General features: G+C 62.9%; 23 protein-coding genes and 1 riboswitch. Of the genes, 10 read left to right on the forward strand and 13 right to left on the reverse strand.

The annotated features are described in order from the left end of the window. The first annotated feature begins 93 nt into the window (after positions 1-93). The 9 genes from M8523_RS21145 (at position 94) to M8523_RS21185 (ending at position 8,891) form a co-directional block, all read left to right on the forward strand. Positions 94-462, forward strand: a complete 369-nt coding sequence (locus tag M8523_RS21145; protein ID WP_282586895.1) for a response regulator — start codon at positions 94-96, stop codon at positions 460-462. Between the two features lies 1 nt (position 463). Continuing rightward, entirely contained in the window at positions 464-1,180 is a 717-nt protein-coding gene (locus M8523_RS21150; RefSeq protein WP_282586896.1) for a phosphatase PAP2 family protein, read from the forward strand. 710 nt (positions 1,181-1,890) lie between these two features. Then, positions 1,891-2,823 carry an acetamidase/formamidase family protein gene (locus tag M8523_RS21155; RefSeq protein WP_282586897.1) on the forward strand — a complete coding sequence of 311 codons (933 nt, stop codon included), beginning with the start codon at positions 1,891-1,893 and terminating at the stop codon, positions 2,821-2,823. Positions 2,824-2,833: 10 nt separating this feature from the next. Then, positions 2,834-3,604: a gamma-glutamyl-gamma-aminobutyrate hydrolase family protein gene (locus M8523_RS21160; protein ID WP_282586898.1), complete on the forward strand. Its 771-nt coding sequence runs from the start codon at positions 2,834-2,836 to the stop codon at positions 3,602-3,604. 70 nt (positions 3,605-3,674) lie between these two features. Next, a complete protein-coding gene (locus M8523_RS21165; RefSeq protein ID WP_282586998.1) occupies positions 3,675-4,694 on the forward strand; it encodes an ABC transporter permease in 1,020 nt (339 codons plus the stop codon). After that, positions 4,691-5,617 (forward strand): ABC transporter permease, encoded by a 927-nt coding sequence (locus tag M8523_RS21170; RefSeq protein WP_282586899.1) that lies wholly within the window; start codon positions 4,691-4,693, stop codon positions 5,615-5,617. The genes M8523_RS21165 and M8523_RS21170 overlap by 4 nt, the downstream gene beginning before the upstream one ends. A gap of 2 nt (positions 5,618-5,619) precedes the next feature. Next, a complete protein-coding gene (locus M8523_RS21175; protein WP_282586900.1) occupies positions 5,620-6,456 on the forward strand; it encodes an ABC transporter ATP-binding protein in 837 nt (278 codons plus the stop codon). A gap of 8 nt (positions 6,457-6,464) precedes the next feature. Continuing rightward, positions 6,465-7,250, forward strand: a complete 786-nt coding sequence (locus M8523_RS21180) for an ABC transporter ATP-binding protein (protein ID WP_282586901.1) — start codon at positions 6,465-6,467, stop codon at positions 7,248-7,250. A gap of 42 nt (positions 7,251-7,292) precedes the next feature. Next, on the forward strand, positions 7,293-8,891 hold the full coding sequence (locus M8523_RS21185) for an ABC transporter substrate-binding protein (RefSeq protein ID WP_282586902.1): 1,599 nt from the start codon (positions 7,293-7,295) through the stop codon (positions 8,889-8,891). Positions 8,892-9,254: 363 nt separating this feature from the next. Here the strand turns inward: M8523_RS21185 and M8523_RS21190 are convergent, their stop codons facing one another. The 7 genes from M8523_RS21190 to M8523_RS21220 form a co-directional block, all read right to left on the reverse strand. Next, on the reverse strand, positions 9,255-10,124 hold the full coding sequence (locus tag M8523_RS21190; RefSeq protein ID WP_282586903.1) for an ABC transporter permease: 870 nt from the start codon (positions 10,122-10,124) through the stop codon (positions 9,255-9,257). Positions 10,125-10,130: 6 nt separating this feature from the next. Then, positions 10,131-11,015, reverse strand: a complete 885-nt coding sequence (locus M8523_RS21195) for an ABC transporter permease (protein ID WP_282586904.1) — start codon at positions 11,013-11,015, stop codon at positions 10,131-10,133. After that, positions 11,012-12,097, reverse strand: coding sequence for an ABC transporter ATP-binding protein (locus tag M8523_RS21200; RefSeq protein ID WP_282586905.1), 1,086 nt, complete (start codon positions 12,095-12,097; stop codon positions 11,012-11,014). The genes M8523_RS21195 and M8523_RS21200 overlap by 4 nt, the downstream gene beginning before the upstream one ends. 127 nt (positions 12,098-12,224) lie before the next feature. Further along, positions 12,225-13,367 carry an extracellular solute-binding protein gene (locus M8523_RS21205; protein ID WP_282586906.1) on the reverse strand — a complete coding sequence of 381 codons (1,143 nt, stop codon included), beginning with the start codon at positions 13,365-13,367 and terminating at the stop codon, positions 12,225-12,227. Between the two features lie 302 nt (positions 13,368-13,669). Then, on the reverse strand, positions 13,670-14,062 hold the full coding sequence (gene apaG / locus M8523_RS21210) for a Co2+/Mg2+ efflux facilitator ApaG/CorD (protein ID WP_282586907.1): 393 nt from the start codon (positions 14,060-14,062) through the stop codon (positions 13,670-13,672). Between the two features lie 23 nt (positions 14,063-14,085). Beyond that, the gene (locus tag M8523_RS21215) at positions 14,086-15,309 is read right to left on the reverse strand and encodes an O-succinylhomoserine sulfhydrylase (protein ID WP_282586908.1); all 1,224 of its coding nucleotides are present in this window, start codon (positions 15,307-15,309) and stop codon (positions 14,086-14,088) included. 89 nt (positions 15,310-15,398) lie between these two features. Next, positions 15,399-15,471: riboswitch (SAM riboswitch) on the reverse strand. After that, complete coding sequence (locus tag M8523_RS21220; protein WP_282586909.1) at positions 15,471-15,932, reverse strand: GNAT family N-acetyltransferase; 462 nt, start codon at positions 15,930-15,932, stop codon at positions 15,471-15,473. Its footprint overlaps the riboswitch before it by 1 nt. A gap of 193 nt (positions 15,933-16,125) precedes the next feature. On the opposite strand from M8523_RS21220, the gene M8523_RS21225 reads away from it, so the two are divergent. Next, positions 16,126-17,157 (forward strand): 2'-deoxycytidine 5'-triphosphate deaminase domain-containing protein, encoded by a 1,032-nt coding sequence (locus tag M8523_RS21225; protein ID WP_282586910.1) that lies wholly within the window; start codon positions 16,126-16,128, stop codon positions 17,155-17,157. Positions 17,158-17,199: 42 nt separating this feature from the next. Here M8523_RS21225 and M8523_RS21230 read toward each other — a convergent pair whose 3' ends face one another. The 6 genes from M8523_RS21230 to M8523_RS21255 all read right to left on the reverse strand — a co-directional run bounded on the left by M8523_RS21230 (position 17,200) and on the right by M8523_RS21255 (position 23,952). Continuing rightward, the gene (locus tag M8523_RS21230) at positions 17,200-17,616 is read right to left on the reverse strand and encodes an META domain-containing protein (RefSeq protein WP_282586911.1); all 417 of its coding nucleotides are present in this window, start codon (positions 17,614-17,616) and stop codon (positions 17,200-17,202) included. 215 nt (positions 17,617-17,831) lie between these two features. After that, entirely contained in the window at positions 17,832-18,812 is a 981-nt protein-coding gene (gene hisG / locus M8523_RS21235) for an ATP phosphoribosyltransferase (RefSeq protein WP_282586912.1), read from the reverse strand. After that, positions 18,809-19,900 carry an ATP phosphoribosyltransferase regulatory subunit gene (locus tag M8523_RS21240; RefSeq protein ID WP_428351002.1) on the reverse strand — a complete coding sequence of 364 codons (1,092 nt, stop codon included), beginning with the start codon at positions 19,898-19,900 and terminating at the stop codon, positions 18,809-18,811. The genes hisG and M8523_RS21240 overlap by 4 nt, the downstream gene beginning before the upstream one ends. Before the next feature lie 158 nt (positions 19,901-20,058). Continuing rightward, positions 20,059-21,573, reverse strand: a complete 1,515-nt coding sequence (hisS, locus tag M8523_RS21245; RefSeq protein ID WP_282586914.1) for a histidine--tRNA ligase — start codon at positions 21,571-21,573, stop codon at positions 20,059-20,061. Between the two features lie 122 nt (positions 21,574-21,695). Next, the gene (locus M8523_RS21250) at positions 21,696-21,974 is read right to left on the reverse strand and encodes a hypothetical protein (RefSeq protein WP_282586915.1); all 279 of its coding nucleotides are present in this window, start codon (positions 21,972-21,974) and stop codon (positions 21,696-21,698) included. A gap of 169 nt (positions 21,975-22,143) precedes the next feature. Next, positions 22,144-23,952 (reverse strand): glycoside hydrolase family 15 protein, encoded by a 1,809-nt coding sequence (locus M8523_RS21255; protein ID WP_282586916.1) that lies wholly within the window; start codon positions 23,950-23,952, stop codon positions 22,144-22,146. Between the last annotated feature and the right edge of the window lie 46 nt (positions 23,953-23,998).

Raw genomic sequence — 23,998 nt, forward strand, 5'->3', positions numbered from 1 at the left:
AGCCCCATATCGCTCTCAGGCACTTATGTTGTCCCGGCGGCAACCAACTCTGCCGACGTGTCACGTCAGTGCAATGGCAACCGGGAGTTGGTCATGCGACACGGAAAGATATTGGTCGTCGAGGACGATCCAATGCTGCGCATGGACGCGACCCTGTTGTTCGAGGAAGCGGGCTTCGATGTCGCCGAGTTCGACTCGGCAGACGATGCACTCGCCTATGTCTGGGATTGTACGGAGGAAGTCGCCGCGATCTTCACGGATGTCGAGATGCTGGGCTCTGCCAGCGGTTTCGACCTTGCGGCCATCGTGATCAGCGCCTGGCCGCATATCGCGGTGCTCGTCACATCCGGGTTTCACAGTGATGCGCCCGATGATCTCCCGTCACGGGCGCGCTTCATCCCCAAACCGTGGCATCCGGCCGAAGTGCTTGGATTCGTGAAGGGCAACGTGAGTCACCACTGAGGTGGGTCTCATCCGTTCCGCGCGGCTCTGGGTTGGCCTGACGCTTTTGCTCATCGTCGCGGGAGACCTCTACGTCGTCAGCTTGGGACAGAATGGGCTCGACGTCGCTATCATCCTGAGCCTTAGAACACCGGGATACCTGGCCGACCCACTCGGCCCCGCCTGGCTCGCCGAGACGGGCAGAGACCTAACCGGTCTCGGCAGCAACGGCGTGATGGGGCTCGTCGTTTTCACGGTCGCTGGGGGATTGCTTTTGCTGCATCGGTGGCAACACTTGCTTGCGCTGGTGCTGTCGAGCGGCTCCGCTCTTCTCTGCAACGCGCTCCTCAAAATCGCTGTTCACCGTCCCCGACCACATCTCGTGCCCGGCACGCCCCTGGTGTTTACGACCAGCTTTCCGAGCTCCCACGCCATGCTGTCCGCCGCGACCTTCTTCACCCTGGCCGGGATCGTTGCGGCCTCCAGCACGTCTCGATCTCTCGCCCGATTCTGCTTCGTCATGGCGGGGATCGGTACTGGCCTGATCGGGCTGAGCCGAATCTATCTGGCAGTTCATTGGCCCACCGACGTTCTGGGCGGATGGGCCGGCGGCCTGTTCTGCGCCTTGGTGAGTTGGACATTGGCCGGCCGCTTCTCGGATGCAGGGACGGCCGTCGGCACCGATCGGAGCCCACCCGAGAAGTTGGTAGGCCCGGCTGAAGGAAGAGTGGGGCCCTAAGGGCCACGCTAGTGCGAGCCACTGCCGCAGCCTTTGGAAGCATCGGCATCGCCTGACCACTCAGCGGCAGGACACCGCACCTCGAATACGTGACAGAACCGGGTCGTGTCGCTTAGGCTACCCCATTCTGAATGGGTCTGTCGGGCGAAGCGCGATGCTCTGCTTTCTTCCACCCTTGCCCGCGGCCCCTCGTCCTTCGAGGCCTCCTGCGCCGAAACCGCCGACTGCACGGGCGGTCGAAGTGGTGCTGCTGATCTTCATCGTCTTGAACATCTTCTTCGTTCTGATGAGTTGGCTCCCTCTCTTAATGGCGTCCGACCGCCGTGGTGCCGCGGCGGAGCGCGGCCAACGCCCGCCCTCGGGTTGCGTGAAGTCCGTCGACGCGAGCGGTTCTTTCCGCGCGCCACCTGCATGCAATGATCATCGATCAGGGACCTGAAGACGCTTCGAAGAACCCTTCAGGCGTTCTGCCAATCGGCATTCGGCGTTCGAGGAGAACACAACACCGGTCACCACCCTGAGGCTCTGCTCGCCCAGGGCTCCCTAAACACTGGTCCGAGACATCGAACGGCGGCCCAGGCACCAGCCCCCTTCCTGGTACACGCCAGGAGCGTTCTCGCGGTTGCAACAGGGGCTGCATGGGTCGATGATCACGAACCTTCCTGCAAGCCAGTTCGGTCCCGGCAGGTCCAGCCGATGAAACGCGACGTATGACGACACACCAGTTCGCAGCGACACGATGGTACAACGTATTGGGCACGTTCGAGCCCGCCCTCCGGTGTAGCAGCGGCGACATCATCGTGACCGAGACACTCGACGCGGCCGGTGTCGACCGGAACGGCGTTGCGCGCGCGTCCAGGCCCAATCCGGTGAATGGACCTATTTTCGTTGAAGGCGCGGAGCCAGGCGACGCGTTGCGTGTCGAAATTCTGCGCATGACGCCGACCCGCGATACGGGGTGGACCTACTCGCCGCTGGCGACCAATGTCGTCGATCCCGCCCACGTCCACTCGCTGCCAAAGCCTCAGCGGTTCACCTGGATGATCGACCGGGAGAAGCGAACCGTGCGCCTTCAAGATCCGCCGGACGATCTGGACGGCTTTCTGCTCGACCTCGATCCGATGATCGGGTGTTTCGGAGTGGCGCCGGCGCTGGGCCAGGCCTTGTCGAACGCCACAAGTGCCGAGAACGGCGGCAATATGGATTACCGCGGATTCGGGCCCGGTACGACGGCTTGGTTCCCTGTCGCGGTTCCCGGCGCGCTTTTCGCGCTGGGGGACTGCCACGCGGTTCAGGGTGACGGCGAGATCGTCGGAACTGGCATTGAGACGACCTTCGAGGTTGAAATCCGTCTCACGGTCGAAAAGAACCGCATGCTCACCTGGCCGCGAGGCGAAACCGCGACCGACATCTTCACGGTGGGCAACGCCCGCCCGCTCGATCAGGCCCTGCAGCATGCCACGAGCGAGATGCTCGCATGGCTGACGACCGATTATGGCCTCTCAATCGTGTCGGCGAGCCATCTGTTAGGCCAAGTCGTGCGTTACGATGTCGGCAACGTCTTCGATCCGGCCTATACGATGGTATGCCGGGTTGCAAAGAAATGGCTCTCCCAATCGGCACGCATTGCAAAGGAAGGCTGAGGTCGACGCGATGAAGAGACCGGTGATCGGCGTGATCGGGAACGCGCATCTCGTCGAGAACCGCTTTTCCACGCAACTCGTCGGAGACCACAACCTCCGCGCAGTTGCCGAAGTCGCCGACGCACTTCCGCTGATGTTCGCCGGCTCTCCGGCCATCACGCGCATCGCTGATTTGCTCGATGTCGTCGACGGCGTGTTGCTGACGGGCGCCCGCGCCAACGTGCATCCCACCCATTTCCGCGCCGAACCCGACGTCAAGCACGAACCCTATGATCAAGAGCGGGATGCCGTGGCCTTGCCGTTGATCGAAGCCTGCGTGGCGCGGGGCGTGCCGCTCTTCAGCATCTGCCGCGGCTTCCAGGAGATGAATGTGGCGTTCGGCGGCACGCTTCATCCTGAAATCCGGGAGCTGCCGGGCCGCATGAACCATCGCATGCCGCGATTGGAGACCGGCGAGATCCACCCGGACCCCGAAGTCGTTTTCGCGGACCGGCATGATGTGCGGCTTGTCCCGGGCGGCGTGTTCTCCCGCATGCTCGGCCAAGAGACGATCCGGGTGAATTCGCTGCACGGCCAGGGCATTCTCGACTTCGGCGACCGCATCGTCATCGAAGGGGTCGCCGAAGACGGGACGATCGAAGCCGTGCGGGTTGCCGACGCACCGGGCTTTGCCCTCGGTGTACAGTGGCACGCCGAATACAATCCGCATTGCAATCCCGTCAACCGCACCTTGTTCGAGGCATTCGGCAATGCCGCAAGGGCGTATAAGCGGCGATCGTAGCAAGCCACGTACCCGATGAGGATGCTGGCATCCTTCGTGCTTCCGCTTCAGCAACCTGGATCTCCAAACTCTGGCGCGCTTCTTAGATCTTCTTCTTCAATTCGTCGTATCAGCGGTCCTCAGCCTGCTCGGGCTGACTGCTGTGACCTTCGTGATCGGCCGCTTCATCCCGGTCGATCCAGTGCTCGCCATCGTGGGCGACCATGCGACGCAAAGCACCTACGAGAAGACACGTCTCTCGATCGGGCTCGATCGGCCGATTCCCGAGCAATATCTCATTTACTTGAACAAGCTGATCCACGGCGATCTCGGGACGTCGGTCATCACCTCCCAGCCGGTGTTGACCGACCTGTTGCACTTCTTTCCCGCCACCTTGGAGTTGGCCACGGTGGCAACCGTCCTAGGCGTGATCGTTGGAGTCCCGGCCGGCGTTCTGGCGGGGGCCACACGCGGACGCTGGCCGGACCAGATCGTGCGGGTGGTCGGCCTGTTCGGCTATTCGATGCCGGTCTTCTGGATGGGTTTGGTCGGCCTGTTCGTCTTCTATGGAAAGCTGAACTGGACCGCTGGTCCCGGCCGGATCGATGTCGGATACGAGGACGTCGTGGACCCGAAAACCGGGATTCTTCTCCTGGATAGCGCGCTCGCGGGCGAATGGGACGCGTTTCGCAGCGCCGCGGCCCATCTTGTGCTCCCGTCGATCATCCTGGGCTACCTGTCTCTGGCCTATATCGCGCGCATGACGCGAAGCTTCACGATCGGGCAATTGTCGCAGGAATATGCCACGACCGCGCTCCTCAAGGGGCGGAGCTTCTGGGGCATGGTCTGGCGCCATGCCTTTCCCAACATCCTCGTACCGCTCGTCACGGTCATCGGCCTCAGCTACGCGACCTTGCTCGAAGGTGCGGTTCTGACCGAGACGGTGTTCGCGTGGCCGGGCCTCGGCCTCTACATCACCCAATCCCTGTTCAACGCCGACATGAACGCCGTGCTGGGCGGCACAATCGTGGTCGGCGCGGTCTTCATCGGCATCAATCTCCTGAGCGACGTCCTGTATCGGATCATCGACCCGCGGCTCCGACTGCAATGACGAGCCTGCCTACCCAAAATCGCGTCGACGGGCTGCTCGCTCTGCCGCCAACCCAGAATCCGCTGTCATCGTCGCAGGCGCGGTGGAACCATGCCGCCGTCCTGACTCGCAAACTGGGCCGCAGTCCGCTCACGATACTGGGCCTCGCGGTCGTCGTGATCCTGGTCCTAATGGCGCTTCTCGCGCCGGCGATGACGGGCGGCGTCTCGCCCATCGCCCAGGATCTCTCGGGTCGGCTGCAGCCGCCGGGTGCTGCCCATTGGTTCGGCACCGATGAACTCGGGCGCGACATCTTCGCCCGCACGGTCTATGGCGCCCGGGCCACCTTGGCCATCGTGGCGCTCGTCGGGGTGATCGTGGTTCCCGTCGGGCTGCTCGTTGGGACATTGGCGGGCTATACGGGCGGATTTCTCGATGCCGTATTGATGCGGATCACCGATATCTTCCTCGCCTTTCCGAGCCTCGTGCTGGCGCTCGCCTTCGCGGCGGCGCTCGGGCCCGGCATCGTCAACGCCGTCATCGCCATCGCGCTGACGGCTTGGCCGCCCTATGCGCGGCTCGCGCGCGCCGAGACCGCCTCCATCGCCCACACCGATTTTATCGCGGCCGTGGTGCTCATGGGCGCCTCGAAGTGGCGGATCCTGCTGCGGCACATCGTTCCGCTCTGCATGTCGTCCGTCATCATCCGTCTGACACTCGACATGGCCGGCATCATTCTCACCGCCGCCGGACTCGGATTCCTTGGCCTCGGCGCGCAGCCCCCGACGCCTGAATGGGGCGCCATGGTGGCGACCGGACGCAGCGTGGTGCTTGACCAATGGTGGGTCTCGACGATCCCGGGCCTCGCCATCTTCGTGGTTAGCCTCGCGTTCAACATCCTGGGCGACGGCTTGCGCGACATCTTCGATCCAAAAAGCGCATGACAATGACGGTGCCGCTGCTCGAAGTCCGCGATCTGAGCGTAACGTTCCGGACCGAAGGCGTGGTGACTCAGGCAGTCCGGAACGTGTCTTTCGTGCTCGGCCGCGAACGGCTTGGCATCGTGGGCGAATCCGGATCGGGCAAGTCCACGACGGGTCGGGCTGTGTTGGGATTGGTGCCCGCGCACGGCTCCGTCAGCGCAAGCCGCCTTGCCTTGAACGGCGAGGATCTGCGGCATCTGACGCAGCACCAGTGGAGCCGCTATCGCGGTCGCCGCATGGCATTGGTGATGCAGGACCCCAAGTTCTCGCTCAACCCGATCATGACGGTCGAGAAGCAGATCACAGAAGCCTGGCGCCTGCATCGCCGAACGACCGCCGCCGAGGCCCGCAAGCACGCTGCCGCGATGCTCGAGGCAGTCAGCATCGACGATCCCGAGCGTGTGTTGAGGCTCTATCCGCACCAGTTGTCCGGCGGCATGGGACAACGCGTCATGATCGCCGCGATGCTGATTGCCGAGCCCGAACTGTTGATTGCCGACGAAGCGATTTCGGCGCTCGACGTGACGGTCGGCAACGAGGTCTTGGCGATCCTCGACCGCCTCGTCGCCGAACGCGGCATGGGACTGATCTTCATCAGCCACAACCTTACGGCTGTCGCGGGCCTCTGCGACCGCGTGGTTGTGATGTATGGCGGTCGGGTGGTGGAGGAATGCGCGGCGCGCGATCTCGCGCACGCGCGCCACCCCTACACCCGCGCTCTGCTCGCCGCCGCCCCAAGCCTCGATGAGCCGCGTGCGAGCCTTGCTTCGGTTGTCCGCGATCCGGCTTGGCTCACATGAACCCGCCGATGATCGCTGTCCAGAACCTCTCCGTGAGCTTCAAAGGCCCGCACGGACCCGTTTCGGCCGTCCGAGACCTCTCCTTCGCGGTTGAGCCAGGGGAGACGTTCGGCATCGTCGGAGAATCCGGCTCGGGCAAGTCGACCGTCCTGCGCGCCATTGCGGGTCTTGTGGCCGCGAGTGGAGGCCACATCAGGATGGCGGGTGAAGCGCTCGGCTTGCGGCGCACCAAGGCGCAGCGCAGCGCCATGCAGATGGTTTTTCAGGACCCCTATGCGTCTCTCCATCCCCGGCATACGGTCGACCGCGCGCTGCAGGAGCCTCTCGCCATCCACGCAATCGCCGAACCCGAGCGGCTCATCACTACGGCGATGGCGGACGTCGATCTCGACCCGGCGTTGCGGTTTCGTTATCCGCACCAGCTTTCGGGCGGGCAGCGCCAACGCGTCGCCATTGCCCGCGCTCTCATCCTGTCGCCGAAACTCCTGCTGCTCGACGAGCCGACCTCGGCGCTCGACGTGTCGGTCCAGGCCGAGGTGCTGAACCTGTTCCAGACCATCCGCTCGACGCGCGCCCTGACGAGCCTTCTTGTCAGCCACGATCTCGCCGTCGTGGCGCACCTATGCGAACGTGTCGCCGTGATGCAGCGTGGCACCCTCGTCGAAGTGCTGACCGCCGAAGCCCTGCGGCGTGGTGAGGCGCGGCACCCCTATACGCACACGCTCCTGGCCGCGAGCCGGGGATACCGACGTGTCGGCAGCCCGCATGAGGGCATGCCGCTTGCACCGTCCTAATAGGATCCGGCGCTCTGACGCCGCATCGATGAGGAGAAATCTATGTCGGATCGGTTGAAGCTTAGGGCCTTAACGGGTCTCGCACTGGGGGCGCTGCTAGCCGCCCCTTCCATGGCTCATGCCACGACGCCGGCCGACACGCTGGTGATGGCGAAGAACATCGACGACATGATCAGTCTCGATCCGGCCGAATGTTATGAACTGACCGGCGTCGAGGTGGACGCCAACATCTATGACCGATTGGTGCGCAATGACCCCAAGGACGCAACGAAGCTCGTCGGCGGCGTGGCGGACAGCTGGACCGTAAGCCCCGACGGCAAGACCATGACGTTCAAGCTGCATCCGGGGCTCACCTTCACGTCCGGCAAGCCGGTTACGGCCGAGGATGCAGCCTTCTCGCTCAGCCGCGTCATCAAGCTCGACAAATCGCCGGCCTTTCTGATCTCGCAACTGGGCTGGACCAAGGACAACGTCGATCAGATGGTGAAAGCGGTCGACCCCGCGACCCTGCAGATCACGATCGGGCCGAATTATGCCTCGACGCTGGTGTTGGCCCTGATGTCCTCCATCGTCGGCTCGGTCGTCGAGAAGGCCGTCGCCATGGAACATGACCAGGGTGGCGACCTCGGGAACGCCTGGCTGAAGACGCATTCGGCCGGGTCCGGACCCTTTGCACTGAAGAGCTGGAAGGCCAACGAGAGCGTGGTGCTCGATGCCAACCCGACCTACCGCGAAGGCGCGCCACCCTTGAAGCGGGTGATCATCCGCCATGTGCCCGAACCGGCCGCGCAGCGGCTTCTCATCGAGAAGGGCGATGCCGATGTCGCCCGCGATCTTTCGCCGGACCTCGTCGCGGCCGTCGCGGGCAACAAAGACATCAAGATCGTGGCCTCGCCTCAGGCGGCCCTTCACTATGTTGGCATCAACGTGAAGGCCGCGCCGCTCAACAATCCGAAGGTGCGGCTCGCCCTCCACTATCTGGTGGACTATCAGGGAATGGCGGACTCGTTCCTCAAGGGACAGTTCCAGGTCCATCAGACCTTCTGGCCCTCGGGCTTCTGGGCCGCGCTCGACAAGAATCCCTTCACGTTCGATCCTGCCAAGGCCAAGCAATTGCTGACGGAAGCGGGCTATCCGAACGGTTTCGACATCACGCTCGATGCCTCGAATTCATCACCCTACATGACGATGGCACAAGCCATTCAATCCAGCATGGCTCAGGGCGGCGTCAAAGTCACAATCCTGCCTGGCGAGCAGAAGTCGGTGATCACCAAGTTCCGGGCGCGACAGCACCAGCTCCTGCTGATCTACTGGGGACCGGATTACATGGACCCGCATTCCAACGCCGACAGCTTCGCCCGCAACACCGACAATTCGGACACTCCGGCGACCAAGCCCCTCGCTTGGCGCAATTCCTGGCTCATTCCCGAGATCAGCAAGCGCACCGAAGCCGCCGTGGAAGAACGGGATGGGGTCAAGCGCGAGGCCATGTACAAGGATCTCCAGCAGACGCTGCTGGACGACAGCCCCTTCATCATCATGTTCCAGGAGGTGAAGCAGACGGCCGAGCGCAGCAATCTGCAGAACTTCATCGTCGGGCCGACGCAGGACGTGGTCTATTACGGTTACGCCAAGAAGTAGCCCAAAGGGGCGTTTCGTCGCTGGGCTCGAAACGAGGGCCGACACTCAGGAGGAGGAGGATGTCTCCTCCTCCTGGGGGATCTTGATGGCCGGCCCTGAGGTGGTCACGATCCCTAGATCTTTCGCCTTCCAAAGGTTTGTGACGGTCCAGATCAATGCCGGCGGTGGGGCGCTGCGACCCTTCACGGTCAGTGGGAGGCAGCGGAGTTGCCGTGGCAACGCCTACAACGCTCTGGACATGGATCGCCATGCTTTGCTCGCGATGACGGAGAACCGAGCGATAGCAATGCGATCCAGCTCCAGATCGCGCGAAAGCTAGAGTCCCGGCACGTCTCGCTACAGACAGCCGAAAACCCGATCAGCTCAAGCCGGCGAGGTGAGCTGGGGCAAACCAAGCCCCTCGATCACGTCGTCTTCGAGCGTGTCCTCCTGCTCCACCTTCAACCGCCGCTCCGATTGGCGGCGCTTGACCTCATAGAGGATGACGCCGACCACCGTGATCAGCACCATGATGAGGGCGAGCGCATTGATCTTCGGTGTGATGCCGGCCCTGACTTGGGAAAAGACGTACACCGTTAATGTCGAGGAATTGCCGCCGGTGAACAGCGTGACGTTGAAGTTCTCCACCGACTGAAAGAACGCGATCACGGCCGCCGCACCAAACGCGGGATAGAGATGCGGAACGACAATGCGCCGCATCACCTGGGCGTGCGACGCGCCAAGATCGAGCGCCGCTTCCTCAAGCGAGGCATCTAGGCTCTGCAGCCGCGCGAGCACGAGAAGCATCGCATAGGCGCTGATGAACGAGGATTGGCCGAGCACGGACAGATGGAGGCCGGCCGGCACCGAGAGCTTGTTCCAAAACAGAATCGTCGAGATGCCGATCACCGCTCCCGGGGTCAGGATGGGCGCGACCATCAAGCCATAAAGTGTCGACCGCATCCGCGACTGAACACTGTTGATGAGCAGCGCGGCGGCTGTTCCGATCGGAACGGACAGGACCACGACCGCAACAGCGACCAGTACAGTGTTGAGCAGCGCGCGCCACATCTGCTGGTCCGACCAAAGTTCACCGAACCATCGCCCCGTCAGTCCAACCCAAGGGTAAATCGACGGAAATCGCGAATTATTCACGGCCGCGCCACCCATGACGACGAGGGGGGCGAGCAAATAGACGATGAAGAGCACCATATAGGCGGTGATGATCAATCGTCCGAGGCTGAAGGGTCTCATTCTACCTCACCGGGCGATATCGACGAGGCGGACGTTGAGCATCCGCATCATGAGGCTGACGAAGACGGTGCAGAGCACGAGCAGGAGAAAGGCGTAGGCCGAACCCGTGTTCCAATCGACCGACTCGAAAAACCATTGCTGAATGATTTCGGTGAACCAGCGCGACGTGGTCGAGCCTAGAATGCTGGGGACCAGGATCGAGCCCGCCGACAGCATGAACACCATGATGCAGCCGGAGCCGATGCCTGGTTTCGCATGCGGAATCACCACGCGCCAATGGATGCGCCACAACGGAGCCCCAAGATCCTGCGCGGCCTCGATCTGGTTGGTGTCGAGCGACTGGATCGCATTATAGATCGGGAACACCATGAACAGCACATAGGTGTAGACGAGGCCGATCAGGACCCCGTTGAACCCTGTGCGCCACCGGATGCCCTTGTCGATCAGACCGAGACCGTGCAGCGCGGCATTCAGCGGTCCCTGATAGGCCAGGATGATCGACCAGGCGAAGGAGCGAAGCACCTCGCTGACCCAGAGCGGGATCAGGAGCAGCAGAAACCAAGTGCCCGCGTTGCGCGGCGTTGAGACTTTTGCCAGGAAGTACGCCAGCGGGTAGGCGAGAACGAGGCAGATCAGCGTGACGACACTGCTGTAGAAGACCGTCAGACCAAAGATCTGCAGATGGATCGGACTGGTGAAGAAGGTTGCATAATTGGCAAGCGTGTAATGGTCGTTCGGGCCGCCCATCTGGTCGACCGGAATGTAGGGCCGGAACGAGAATTCAAGCAGGATGAGATTTGGCAGGATCACCATCGCAAGCAGCCAGAAGGCCGTGAGCGCGATGATGATCCCCGTTAACGCACCGCCATAGCGCTGGACGAGAGCTGTCACGGCCGCGCTCCGGCATCGGCCAGCACGACGGCATGTTCCGGTGAAAAGGTTAGTCCGCGCTGATCGCCCACGGCCGGAACAGAGGCATCCCGGTCGTTGCGCATCTGCACGATATGCGCGTGGCCGCCAGCGTCGTGACCGTGAATGTTGATAAAGCTCCCCTCGAAGGCGACTTCACTGATGCGCAGTGGAACATTGTTGTCGCCCTCCACCGCATCGGTCAGCCGGGCGTTCTCGGGCCGCACATAGAGTTTGGCCGTCGATCCGACCTGAATGCCGGGACCCAGGCGAGCCAGAAAGAGGCCTGCGGGCGTGTGGAAGCGGGCCATGCCGTTCTCGAGCCCGACGACCTTGCCGGGAACGCGGTTGTTTTCGCCCACGAACGACGCCACGAAGCCATTGGCGGGCTGGTTGTAGATATCGGCCGGGGTGCCGACCTGCTGCAGCACGCCCGCCGACATCACGGCGACACGATCGGACATGGCCAAAGCTTCGCCCTGATCGTGGGTGATGTAGACAAAGGTCACATCAGTCCGCTTCTGGATCGCGCGCAATTCACTGCGCATATGCTGCCGCAGCTTAAGATCGAGCGCCGACAAGGGCTCGTCGAGCAGCATGACCTTGGGCTCGACCGCGAGCGCACGGGCGATCGCGACACGCTGCTTCTGCCCCCCCGACAATTGGCTGATGCGTTTGTCGCCCGAACCCACAAGGTCGACGACGCGCAGGAGCTCCTCGGCGCGGGCCTTTCGCTTGTCCTTCGAGACGCCACGGACTTCCAGCCCGAAGGCGATGTTCTCCCATACGGTCATAAGGGGAAAAAGGGCGAGATTCTGGAAGATCAGCGCCGTCGGGCGTTTGTTCGGCCCGATGCCGCGCATGTTCTGGCCACCGATCTTGATCTCGCCCGAGGTCGGTTCGATGAAGCCCGAAATCATCCGCAGAATCGTGGTCTTGCCACACCCTGACGGCCCTAGAAACGAAAAGAATTCGCCGGCCCTGATGGTCAGGTCGACATCGTCGACAGCCCGGAAGGCGCCGAAATCGACGCAGACATGAGAAAGTTGAACGTCTTCGCTCATTCGCCTCCTACGCGCACATCGAACTCATCCTGCGGTGTCGAGATCAATCGACCCGAGGATCGGAGAGACAACGGATGCCGTCTCTCCCTTGCACTATGCATGGCGGATGCCATGCACGAAGCTGCGTTCAGGCGGCTTTGTATTTGTCCGCATACTCGCCGCGAAGCTTCAGGAACCAGGAATCCTGGGCCGGCCACCACCACATCTTGGCCAGAGCATCGCCGGGGTAGGCGGCCTTGTAGAAGGCCGCGACCTTCGGATCGAGCAAGGCAGCTGCGCCTTTGCCGGTTGGATTGGCCGAGAATGCCGTCGCATTGAGCGCGGAGCCTTGAGCGGTCGAGACGAAATTGGCAAATTCCGCCGCCTGCTCGAGGTTCGCCGCATTTTTCATCAGAAAATATCCCTGCATCCAGCCGAATGCGCCTTCCTTGGGCGACACATAGGCGAAAGGCAGACCGTCCTTGCCAAGGTTGTAGCCGGTGGAATCCCAGCACAGGCCGAGTGTGCAGCCATTCGTGCGGAACGCCGCCTGGGCGTCGTTTTCACCATTCCAGAATTGGGCGACATTCGGCTTGGCCTTGATGGCCGCAGCCAGGACGATGTCCCAGATCTGCTTCATCGTGGCCTCATCCTTGTAGCTGTCGAGGAAGGGCTTCGGCAGTTTGCCTTGCTCGTCGAGCACGCGACCCATCGCGGCGAGAGCCGAATGGCCACGCACAACGACCTTGCCCTCGAATTTGGGGTCGAAGAGCGACGCCAGCGTGGTGTCCGGGTAATCCATCGGCGCATCGGCGGTCGAATGGACCAGCGCTTCCGTACCCCAGACGCTCGGCAGGTAGTAACGCTTCCCGCCAACCTCCGCCGCGGCGCCGGCCGCGCCCGACACGAAGGCCGGGTCGTAGTTGTCGAGCTTGATCTTGGTCAGATCCCAGGGTTGAACGATGCCGTTCGACACCCAGGCCGGCACACGATCGAGCGTCGGCTCGACGAAATCGACGCCCCCCGTCTGCAGCGCGACCTTGCATTTCGCATACATCGTATCCTGGTCGGGCTGATCCAGGAAGTTCACCTTGATGCCGGTCTGTTTCGTGAAAGCGGCGAAAAGATCGTCGAACTTGTAGCCCGACCATCCCATGAAATTGACTTCGCCGGACGAGGCCCGCGCTTTGGCGGAAATCAGGGCAGGCGCGCTGAGAGCGCCAAGGCCGACGGCGGCCGTCTTCAGCAGCACACGCCTGTTCAGCCCTTTGTGTTGATCATCGTCACGCATGAATGAAGCTCCCAAGCCTTTCGATCCGGCCCACCGATATGAGCCGGCCAAATGTGCGCCGCAGTCGAAGCTTGCAGCCGGCGGTTGCGATCAAGCGTTCGTCAGGCTCGCGTCGTTTGAACCGGCATCATCGATCGGCGTTCACATCCATGCAAGACTTATGCGCATTGAACAGGGCGCGCTGTCTCCGTGACGGTTGGAGAGGTCTCCTGCGTGATCCCTGGCTCCGGCCGGGCATTTTGAGGCAATCGACTTGGCCGTGCATCTGGTCCGTCGATCGAGAGGAAACTCCAACCCGCCCCTCAGTTCAAAGTTCGTTTGGCTTGCGGACTATCAAGCGAGAAGGTCGGAATGAGCACCTGGAAGGCGCTCCCATGCTCATCGGCCATACGATAGGTCCCGGCCATGATGCCGCTCGGTGTGGAGAGCGGACAGCCGGAGGTATAGCGGAAGCTCTCCCCCGGCTGCAGCACGGGCTGTTCGCCCACGACACCGAGGCCTTGGACCTCCTCGACCTTGCCGCTCGCGTCCGTGATCAGCCAGTGCCGGGCAATGAGCTGGACGAGCTTTGACCCGAGATTGGCGATCTCGACCGTATAGGCCCAGAAATACTGCCCGCTGTCCGGATCGGAACGGTCCGGCAAGAACTCGGGAATGACAGTCACTTGGATGTCATGGGTGATGGCCGTGTACATCTTGGTGTCCGCCGAACTGAGGGTTAGCGCGACGCGAGGTCAGATATTTTGCCGCCGTCGAGCCCCGCAAGAGCACCGCCGAGATCGTCCGTCAAATCCTCCACGTCCTCAAGGCCGACAGACAGCCGCAACATGCCTTCGCTGATGCCAAGTTCGGCACGCGCCTCGGGCGCCAAGCGCTGATGCGTGGTCGTCGCGGGATGGGTGATCAAGCTCTTCGAGTCACCCAAATTGTTCGAGATGCCGATGATCCGCAGCGCATTGGCCATCCGGAAGGCAGCCTGCTTGTCGGCGAGCTCAAAGGCGACGAGCGTGCCGCCACCGCTCATCTGCCGGCGCGCCAGCGCGTATTGCGGATGGTCGGGACGGAATGGGTAGATCACGCGTTTTATTCCCCGCTGTGCAGCCAGGAAATCGGCAATGACCTCGGCCCCCGCCGTCTGGGCCCGCACCCTGAGGGTCAATGTCTCGAGTCCTTTCAACATGACCCAGGCATTGAAGGGCGACATGGCCGGTCCGGTCTGCCGGAGCAAATTATGGACGTGTGTGTCGATGAAGGCCTTGCTGGCCAGGATGACGCCGCCCAGGCAACGGCCTTGGCCATCGACGTGCTTCGTCACGGAATAGACCACGCAATCGGCGCCGAGAGCGAGTGGACTTTGCAGCAAAGGCGTGGCGAAGACGTTGTCCACCACCAGGGTCGCGCCGCCCGCATGCGCGATCTCGGCCACAGCCGCGATATCGACGAGGCTCAGGGTGGGGTTCGTGGGGCTTTCGAGAAACAGCGTCTTGGTGTTGGGCCGCATCGCGGCACGCCATTGATCCAGATCCTCGCCATCGACCAGCGTGGTCTCAACGCCGAAACGGGGCAGCAGGTCTTCAAGCACATAGCGACACGACCCGAAGAGGGCTTTCGCCCCGATGGCGTGATCGCCGGCCTTGAGCTGACCCAAGATTGAGGCGGTCACGGCCGCCATGCCGCTTGCCGTGGCGCGTGCCGCCTCGGCGCCTTCGAGCAACGCCATCCGCTCCTCGAACATCGCCACCGTCGGGTTCGAGAAGCGTGAGTAGATGAAGCCTGGAGCGTCGCCCTTGAAGCGTGCTTCCGCGGCTTCCATCGTGTCGTAGATAAAGCCCTGAGTGAGGAACAAGGCTTCGGAGGTTTCCCCGAACTGCGAGCGGAGCGTCCCGCCGTGTACCAGGCGGGTCGCGGCTCTTGTCCGATCCCTACCGTCATTGCCTGTCATCGTCGTCTCCGTTCCACTAAGCCGACACTTGTCCCCGTTTCGCAGCCGTACGTAGGTACGACAATGCGAAAGGCGACGCGGGAAGAGGATCTCGAGAGAGCTCGGCCCTTAGCGCTTTATTTACCGTGGCGGCAAGTCAGCAAAATCACCACGCGAAGAAACTACACTGCCGGCAAAGCTGCCGTCAACGATCGGTCGTCAAGATCTCGCGCCATGGGGACGTGTGGCACCGTCACTTCGATGAATGCAGGGCCAATCACCCGATAGCCGAGCGCCTCATAGAACGGCTGCGCGGTGACCCGTGCATGGAGTTCCACTCTCGCAAAGCCGCGGTCGCGCGCAACGGTCTCAGCGAAACGGACCATATCGCGCCCGACCCCCTGCCCGCGCATCGATTCAGCCACCGCCATCTGCCGCAGCTTGATCGTCGTAGCATTGACGGGCTTCAGGACAAGCGTGGCAAGGACGATCCCGTTCTCCACATTGGCGAGATGCAGTTGTTGCTCCTCGCCAGCCAGATCCGCAGCATCCTGGGTCAGGCCAAGGGGCTGCCGAAGATGCGCCGCGCGAAAATCGAGCATCCGGGCGTAGAGCTGAGTGCCGAAGGGGACGAGCTGGATCATGGGTGACGGGCCGGGGTGAAGCGCCAGCTCGGTGGTTGGCCGACTGCCCTGCACATGCTGGTCTCCGCCCCCGTGGTCAACCGTCCAGGGGCGGCAGACTGCCCGCTTGAGATGGACGGGGGATCGAGAGCGGGCTAGGAGGAAACTCAATTCCCCGATCGCAATGACGGCCGAGCGACATTTAGAAAGCAGAATGATGACCTTCCGTATCTGGCCGTCACAACGGATCAGGCAGGCCGTCGAGACAGGCATAATCATCCCGGCGATGCCATTGGCTCCGGACCAGATCCAGCCGGCCAGCATGGATCTCCGGATCGCCGATCGCGCCTATCGGGTCCCGGCGAGTTTCCTGCCCGGCCCCCACAGGACGGTGCGCGAACGCCTGACGAGCCTGTCCACCCACGTGCTCGACCTGACCCAACCGCGCGTGCTGGAACGCAACTGTGTTCACATCATCCCGCTGCTGGAAGAGATCCGGCTAGGACCGACAACGAGCGCGCGCGCCAACCCGAAAAGCTCCTCCGGGCGGCTCGATATCTTCGTCCGCCTGATCACGGATTACGGGACCGCCTTCGACGACATTCCTGAAGGCTACCAGGGTCCCCTCTTCGCCGAGGTTGTGCCCCGTTCCTTCCCGGTAATCGTCGGCCGGGGCACGACTCTCAACCAGATCCGCTTCCGCGAACGAGGCGCCGGGCCGGCCGAAGCAAAGCGAACCAGCGCCGTGACAATCAACCTTCAGCCGACCAGCCCCGACCGGATCATCGGCTATCGGGCGCGGCGCGCGGCCGGTCTCGTCGATCTAGCCGCCGTGGGCGCACACCGACGTGGGGATTTCTGGGAGCCCTTGACGATTGAGGCCGATCGCGGCGACCTCGTTCTCGTGCCCGATGAGTTCTACATTCTGGCATCGTTCGAAGACGTCCGGGTAGAAGCCGGCGAGGCGGCCGAGATGATCGCCTACGACACGTCTGTCGGGGAAGCGCGCGTTCATTACGCCGGCTTTCTCGACCCCGGTTTCGGTCTGCCGGAGGCCGGGGGGACGGGCAGCAAAGTGGTGCTGGAAGTTCGCAGTCACGATGTGCCTTTTCTCCTGGAACACGGCCAGCACGTCGGTACGCTCGAATACGAACCGATGCTCGAACGTCCTGACCAGCTCTATGGGCAAGGGATCCGGTCGAACTACCAGGGCCAGGGCCTCAAACTGTCGAAGCAATTCCGGTGAGGTGGACGCCGAGCCAGCGACGAGAGGACCCGGCCGAGGCGCTCAGAGACCGCGCTTGAAACGCAAGGTGCCGCCCACGCCCGAGACGGTGAGGTCGCCGTTGGATTCCAGGTGCCACTTAGGAAGCGAGTGAAGCGTCACCAGCATCGTATGTTCGGTGTCGTCGATCTCCTTGCCGCACGTTTTACGCGTCATCGCGATCGAACCGGCGGCGAGCTTCTGCTCTTTGATCGGATAGAGCGACATCGAGAAGGTGTTGCAGCCGCCGAACCCGACGGCGCGCAGCTTGTCATCCAGGTTGAAGCTCGGGGCATCGCCTCCGATGGATTTACCGCCGAGATCGGCGAGGATCCAGGTCGCACCGAAGGGGAACTGTTGCTCGACGGGCCCCGACGGTGTCGGCGCCTTCTCCTCCTGTTTTCTCACCTTCGCGCCGATTTGCGCCGCAGCCCTTTCCATGGACGAAAGACTGAGTACCGCCGCGAAAGCACAGACTCCCGCGATTTTGAGAGAGCGAAAGACACCTCCGGTGAGGCGATCATGAAAAGGGTACGAGCGTGCCATATCTCTCCGGCCCGGATCTTAAGCGGGCCTCGCGTTAGCAGATGAGCCGGGGCAGGACAATGTCGGCACCGCGACAAAGACGGGGCGATCCCGGAAGAATCGCGGCACGGTCATCCCACAGCGGACAACCGGCCCGCCAATGTCTCGTAGAGCCCGTTGCTGCTGGCGAAGACATAATCGAGCGGAGTGACGATAACCTGTTCCGCGCCTTTGCCCACCAGCCAATCCGCCATGGGGCCAACCCGGTTGATGCGGCAATGGTACGTCTGCATGTCCGGCGATCCCGAGGGAAAGAACACGGCGTCGAACAGGTGACGTGCCTCATCGGCCAGCGCCGCATCAGGACGGCTGAACCGCGCGCGGAGCTCGCGCGAGGTGCGAGCGGCTTCCTCGGCGGCGATCCTGGCCAGAATCATGCGGACCGCCGCGAGCGCCTCGTTCGACCAAGTCGCCCGGAGCGAGGCCATGAGGTTCGCTTCGGAGCGCAACATCACGCCATCGTCCAGCACCTTGAGCCCGTTCGCCGCCAGGGTCGCGCCGGTCGTGGTGATGTCGACGATGAGTTCTGCGGTCCCTGCGGCAGGAGCCCCCTCAGTGGCGCCGAAGCTCTCGACGATGCGGTAGTCGGTGACGCCATGCGTCGCAAAAAACGCGCGGGTCAGATTGAGATATTTTGTGGCGACACGCATCCGCCGGCCCCGGCGTGCGTGGAAGATCGCCGCCACGTCTTCGAGATCGGCCGTTGTGCGCACATCAATCCAGGCCTGTGGGACCGCCACGACGACGTCGGCATTGCCGAAACCAAGCGGTGCCAGCAAAGCCACGCGCTGATCGGCCTCCCGCACCTGCTCGCGAAGGAGGTCCTCCCCGGCGATGCCGAGATGAACCGAGCCGTCGGCCAACTGCCCGACAATGTCGGAGACCGGAAGATAGGCGACCTCCACAGCATCAAAGCCCGCAAGAGTGCCACGATAGTCGCGGAGGCCGCGGCCTTGCACCAGATCGAGGCCCGCGCGGGAGAAGAAGCGTGCGGCGTTTTCCTGAAGCCGACCCTTAGAAGGAACTGCCAGGACGAGCGCGTTTTTGGTCATGACGCCAGCTCGCCCCCATGCAGCCGATCGACCCAGATGGCTGCGCCCACGGCCGGCACGGCGACCTTGCTACCGAGCGATTGCGCCAAACGGTCGTAGCGCCCTCCGCCCACCACCGGTCCGATCGAAGCCGTCGGGTTACGGCATTCGAAGACGAACCCTGTGTAGTAATCGAGCTTGCGTCCGAACGATCCCGAGAAGCTCACTGTTGCGAGATCGACGCCATGGACTGCCATGAAGCTGATCCGCTCCTCGAACAGGTCGAGAGCCGTCCCTAGGTCGAGCCCCGCTTCCGCCGCGAGCCTCCGCAGGTCGGTTGCGGCTTCGTCCGGATGTCCCGCTATGGCCAGGAAGCGATCGAGCACCGCACGCTGTTCCTCGCCGAACGGCGGTGCAGACCGCATCGCGACCTGAGACAGGAAGCGCTCGGCGATTTCGGTCGCGCTACGTCCGCCCACGCTTGTGATGCCGGCGATCGACAGAAGATCGTCGACGAGAGCGCGGGCACCTGTGGCATCCGTCCCGGCAAGCGCCGCAAGCACACCTGCATGGTCGCCGCTTTGGGTAGGAGCGGCCGCAAGTATCACACTCGGCGTCTCTCCCTTGTCGAGGCCACGTTTGAGCCGCCGCTGCCAGGTCGGAGGCAGCTTCAAGGCATCGAGAAGCTGCGCCAGGAGCCCCGCATCGCCGAAAGTCGTCGCGAGGGAGGGCGCCCCGGCGCCGGTTGCAGCTTCGAGAGCAAGCCCCAGGATCTCCGCGTCGGCAGCTGCCGCGTCGGTGCGCCCGAAGCTTTCCAGCCCGGCCTGAATGAACTCGTCCGGCTCGCCGGCCCGAAATCGGAACACGGGTCCGCAATAGCTGAAGGAGGCCGCCTCGCCGCCTCTGCGCGAATCCAGATAAGCGCGGCAGACGGGAATCGTGAACTCTGGCCGCAGGCAGAGTTCAGCCCCGCCTCGGTCGCTGGTAAAGTAAAGACTTGCGCGAATGTCTTCGCCGCCGAGATCAAGGAAATGCGACGCGTCCTGAAGGATCGCCGGCTCGATCCGCGGATAACCCGCCTGCACCAGTTGAGCCAGCAGGACCTGCATCTTGCCCGTCTCCGGTCCCACGGCTTCAAGGGTCGATATCAAGGGTCGGTCCAGCACGCGTCCGCTGCTCCATCTGTGGCGCGGCTTCTAGCAGCGCCCTGTCGGCAGCGCGAGGTGTTTCGCAGCCGAGCGTGAACAAAGGGCATCACGTCCGCCGATCACGCACCATGTCGGCCGAGCACCTCGCGAACGGCCTCGACCATCTGGGCTTCCGGCACCGCCGCCTGTGCTTTCTGCCGAAGCTCAAGGTAGTCTGTGCGGTCCTTGCTGGCTTTGGCCAACTCCGCGCCCAGGACAAGATCCCGGATCATGACCTGGGCCCCGCCGGCGGCGTCGCGCTCGTTGGTCCCCTGGATCACCGCGCACCGGCTGTTGCGTTTGTCGGCATATTTCAATTGGGCGTTCATGCCGGATGTACCGAGATAGAGTTCCGCCGCGATGCCGGCCTTTCGGAGAGTGGTGACAAGAGCCTGGTAGTGAGCGAGATGATCACGGTCGAGAACCAGCACGACGACAGGCCCAGGGGGGACGACACTGGTGACGATGGGGCTACCTACCGCCTGCAGCGCGGCCTGCAACCTTGAGATACCAATCGAGAAACCCGTAGCCGGCACCGTTTCACCGCGAAATCGCGCCACAAGCCCGTCGTAACGTCCACCGCCGCCGACAGATCCAAACCGCACCGCCTTGCCATCGTCTCCCGTGATCGAGAAGGTGAGCTCGGCTTCGAAGACGGGGCCGGTATAATATTCAAGGCCGCGCACCACAGACGGGTCGATGCGAATCCGCCCGTCATCATAGCAGGCTGCAGCGATCAAATCAGCGATGTCGCCGAGCTCGGCGACCCCCTCCAGGCCGCGTTCGGAGGAACCGACCACCGAACGCAATTGATCGAGTGTCGCACCTGCCGTGGCCGCACCCGCTTCCGTGAAAGCCAGAACACGGCTGATCGACGCGTCATCGAGCCCCGCGCCTTTCGTGAAATCGCCGCTCTCGTCCTTGCGACCGGACCCAAGAAGGGCAGTGACACCGGCCGGGCCAAGGCGGTCAAGCTTGTCGATGGCGCGCAGAACCGTCAGTCGACGACCGGCCTCGGCCGCTTCGCCGAGACCAATGGCCTCCATGACACCGTCGAGCACCTTGCGGTTATTGACCTTGATGACATAGTCGCCGCGGGAGATGCCGAGCCGTTCCAGGCAATCCGCGGCCATGATGCAAAACTCGGCATCGGCCGCGACCGAGGCCGTTCCAACCGTGTCGGCGTCGAATTGCATGAACTGCCGAAACCGGCCCGGACCTGGTTTTTCATTGCGAAACACGTAACCGGCACGAAAACTGCGGTAAGGCTTCGGCAGGCTGGCGTAGTTCTCTGCAACGAAACGCGCGAGCGGCGCTGTCAGGTCATAGCGTAAGGAGAGCCAGGATTCGTCATCGTCCTTGAAGGAGAACACACCTTCGTTCGGCCGATCGAGGTCGGGCAGGAACTTGCCCAAAGCCTCGGTATATTCGATGAAAGGGGTCTCGACAGGCTCGAAGCCATACAGCGTATAGACCTCGCGAATGGCGGCGACGAGCCGGTCTGTCGCCGCAATATCGGTCGGGAGCCGGTCGACGAGCCCCCGCGGCAGGCGGGCTTTGGCGAGCGTGGGCTCTTGCGGAGAAGCGGTTGGCATTGGGGCCTCGGTGAACGGACGAGGCGTCTTCTAGCGGCTGCGGGCCCGGGCCGGCAAGGCTGGGGGTAGGTCTCCCCCAGCGGTTCCTGACGGAACGGTCCTGTAAAGCGTTCTCGCGCCGGCTAATTATCATCCTCATCGCCGCCCTTCCGGGCCGACGTGTCCGGCTGCGAGAAGACTTTATGGCAGGCAGGACTGAGGGACTGAAGATTGCGCTTCAGACACTGAACGATCGCATCCTCGTCAGGCACATAGCTGCCGCAGAGGCGATAGACGTCGGGTGTGCAGGCCATTTGATCTTCCATCGAACCGCGGTCCTGCGCGAAAGTCCCGCTGCCAAGACCCGTAACCGCTGCGGCAAGAACCAACATGCCGCAAACACCTGCCATTCTTTTCTGCATTCGAAATCCTTTCGCCCTCTCGTCTCGTGCGCAGCGGCTATCGCGCTATTCGTCCGAAGCCGTGAGAGCTTCCCTGCGGGGTGATGCGATTTGAGGTCAACTTCGCAAGGCCAAAAAAGTTTATGCGGCACGTCGCTCCTAGGTCCTGTAGCTCCGGGCGATGGCTGCCTCAGTGTGTCGCCATCTCGGTCGCCGCTAGCCTCGGCCCTTTAGGCCGGAGCAGATTGCGAGCACTGTTAATCAAGCCAACATGCGTGAACGCCTGAGGAAAATTCCCGACCTGCCGTTTGGCGGTCGCATCATATTCCTCCGACAAAAGGCCGACGTCGTTACAGAAGCTTGCGAGCCGCTCGAACAAGGCTTGGGCTTCATCGTGGCGATCGATCATCGTGTAGACGTCGACAAGCCAGAACGAACACGGAAGGAAGGTCCCTTCGGTGCCCGTAAGGCCATCCACGGATGTGCCCGTGTCGTAGCGAGCCACCAAGCCATCTTGAAGCAGATGGGTCTCGATGGCGGTCACGGTCCCGAGCACGCGTGGATCTTCTGGCGGCAGGAAACCAACGATCGGAATCAGCAACAGGCTCGCGTCGAGTGTCTTGGAACCGTAGGACTGCGTGAAACTGTTGAGGTCCCGGTCGAAACCCTGTTCGCAGACCTGGCGGTGAATTTCTTCGCGGGTGGCCCTCCATTCATCAACAGGCCCATCGAGGCCGAACTCCTCGATCGATTTGATGGCGGCGTTGTAGGCCGACCACGCCATCACCTTGGAGTGGGTAAACTGACGGCGTCCGCCACGGACCTCCCAGATTCCCTCATCTGGGTCCATCCAGATCGTCCCGAGATGCTCCACCAATTTTTTCTCGAGTTGCCAGCCGGCGCTGTCGTGATCCATGCCGAAGCACCGGGCCTGATACATGGCCCCGAGGACTTCACCGTATACGTCGAGCTGAAGTTGATTCGCGGCCGCGTTGCCGACGCGCACGGGCCGCGCGCCCTCATAGCCGTTCAACCAGCCGAGCTGATATTCGCTGAGCCGCCGCTCTCCAGCGACTCCATACATGATCTGCATCTGGTCCGGCGATCCCGCCACTGCCCGAAGAAGCCAGGCTCGCCAGGCGACGGCTTCGGAGAGGAAGCCGGAATCGACGAGCGCATAGAGCGTCAGCGTGGCGTCCCGCAGCCAGCAATAGCGGTAGTCCCAATTTCGGCCACCGCCCAGTTGCTCGGGCAACGATGTCGTCGGCGCGGCCACGATGCCGCCGGTTTCGAAATGGGTAAGGGCCTTCAGGGTGATGAGCGAGCGAAGCACCAGGTCGGCCCAGGGGCCGCTCGCCTCGGATTTGAAGGTCTTGGACCATTCACGCCAGCCCCAGGTCGCCCGCTCGATGACCTCCCCGGCGGAACAGCGCGGCGGCACGGGACGGAAGGAGGGAGACCATGTCAGGACGAAGGACGCGTCATCCTCTTCGGACAGTGTGAATTCGCCAATCGTCCGCATGCCCTCGCCCCGGAGGGGCACACTCGAATCGAGGACCAGACGTTCGGGGCCCGCGACTGCGGAAAGCCGGCCGTCGTCGAGCCGGCTCACCCAAGGCACAACCAGCCCATACTCGAAGCGAATGGAGAGAGACATGCGCATCGCGACCGATCCACGCGTGCAACGAACTAGGCGAACGACATCCGAATGCCCCTCGCGCCGACCCATGCAGTCGGTGACAACGACAGTTCCGGTGGCCGTGGTGAACGATGTTTCGAGAACGAGCGTGCCTTTGCGGTATCGCCGCGCGACCTGCACCTCCTGGTCCACTGGCGCGATCCGCCAGAACCCATTGTCTTCGTCCCCGAGGATGGCCGCAAAACACGCAGGGGAGTCGAAGCGGGGCAGACCTAGCCAGTCGATCGATCCATCTTTTCCGACGAGACCGGCCCCTTCACAATTGCCGATCAGCGCGTAATCCTCGATGCGTCCTGCCAAGTCGATTCTCCATGGAAACTCGGCGAGCCAACGCGCGGTACCCGGT

The sequence above is a fragment of the Lichenifustis flavocetrariae genome, assembly GCF_026130545.1.
GTDB lineage: Bacteria > Pseudomonadota > Alphaproteobacteria > Rhizobiales > Beijerinckiaceae > Lichenihabitans > Lichenihabitans flavocetrariae.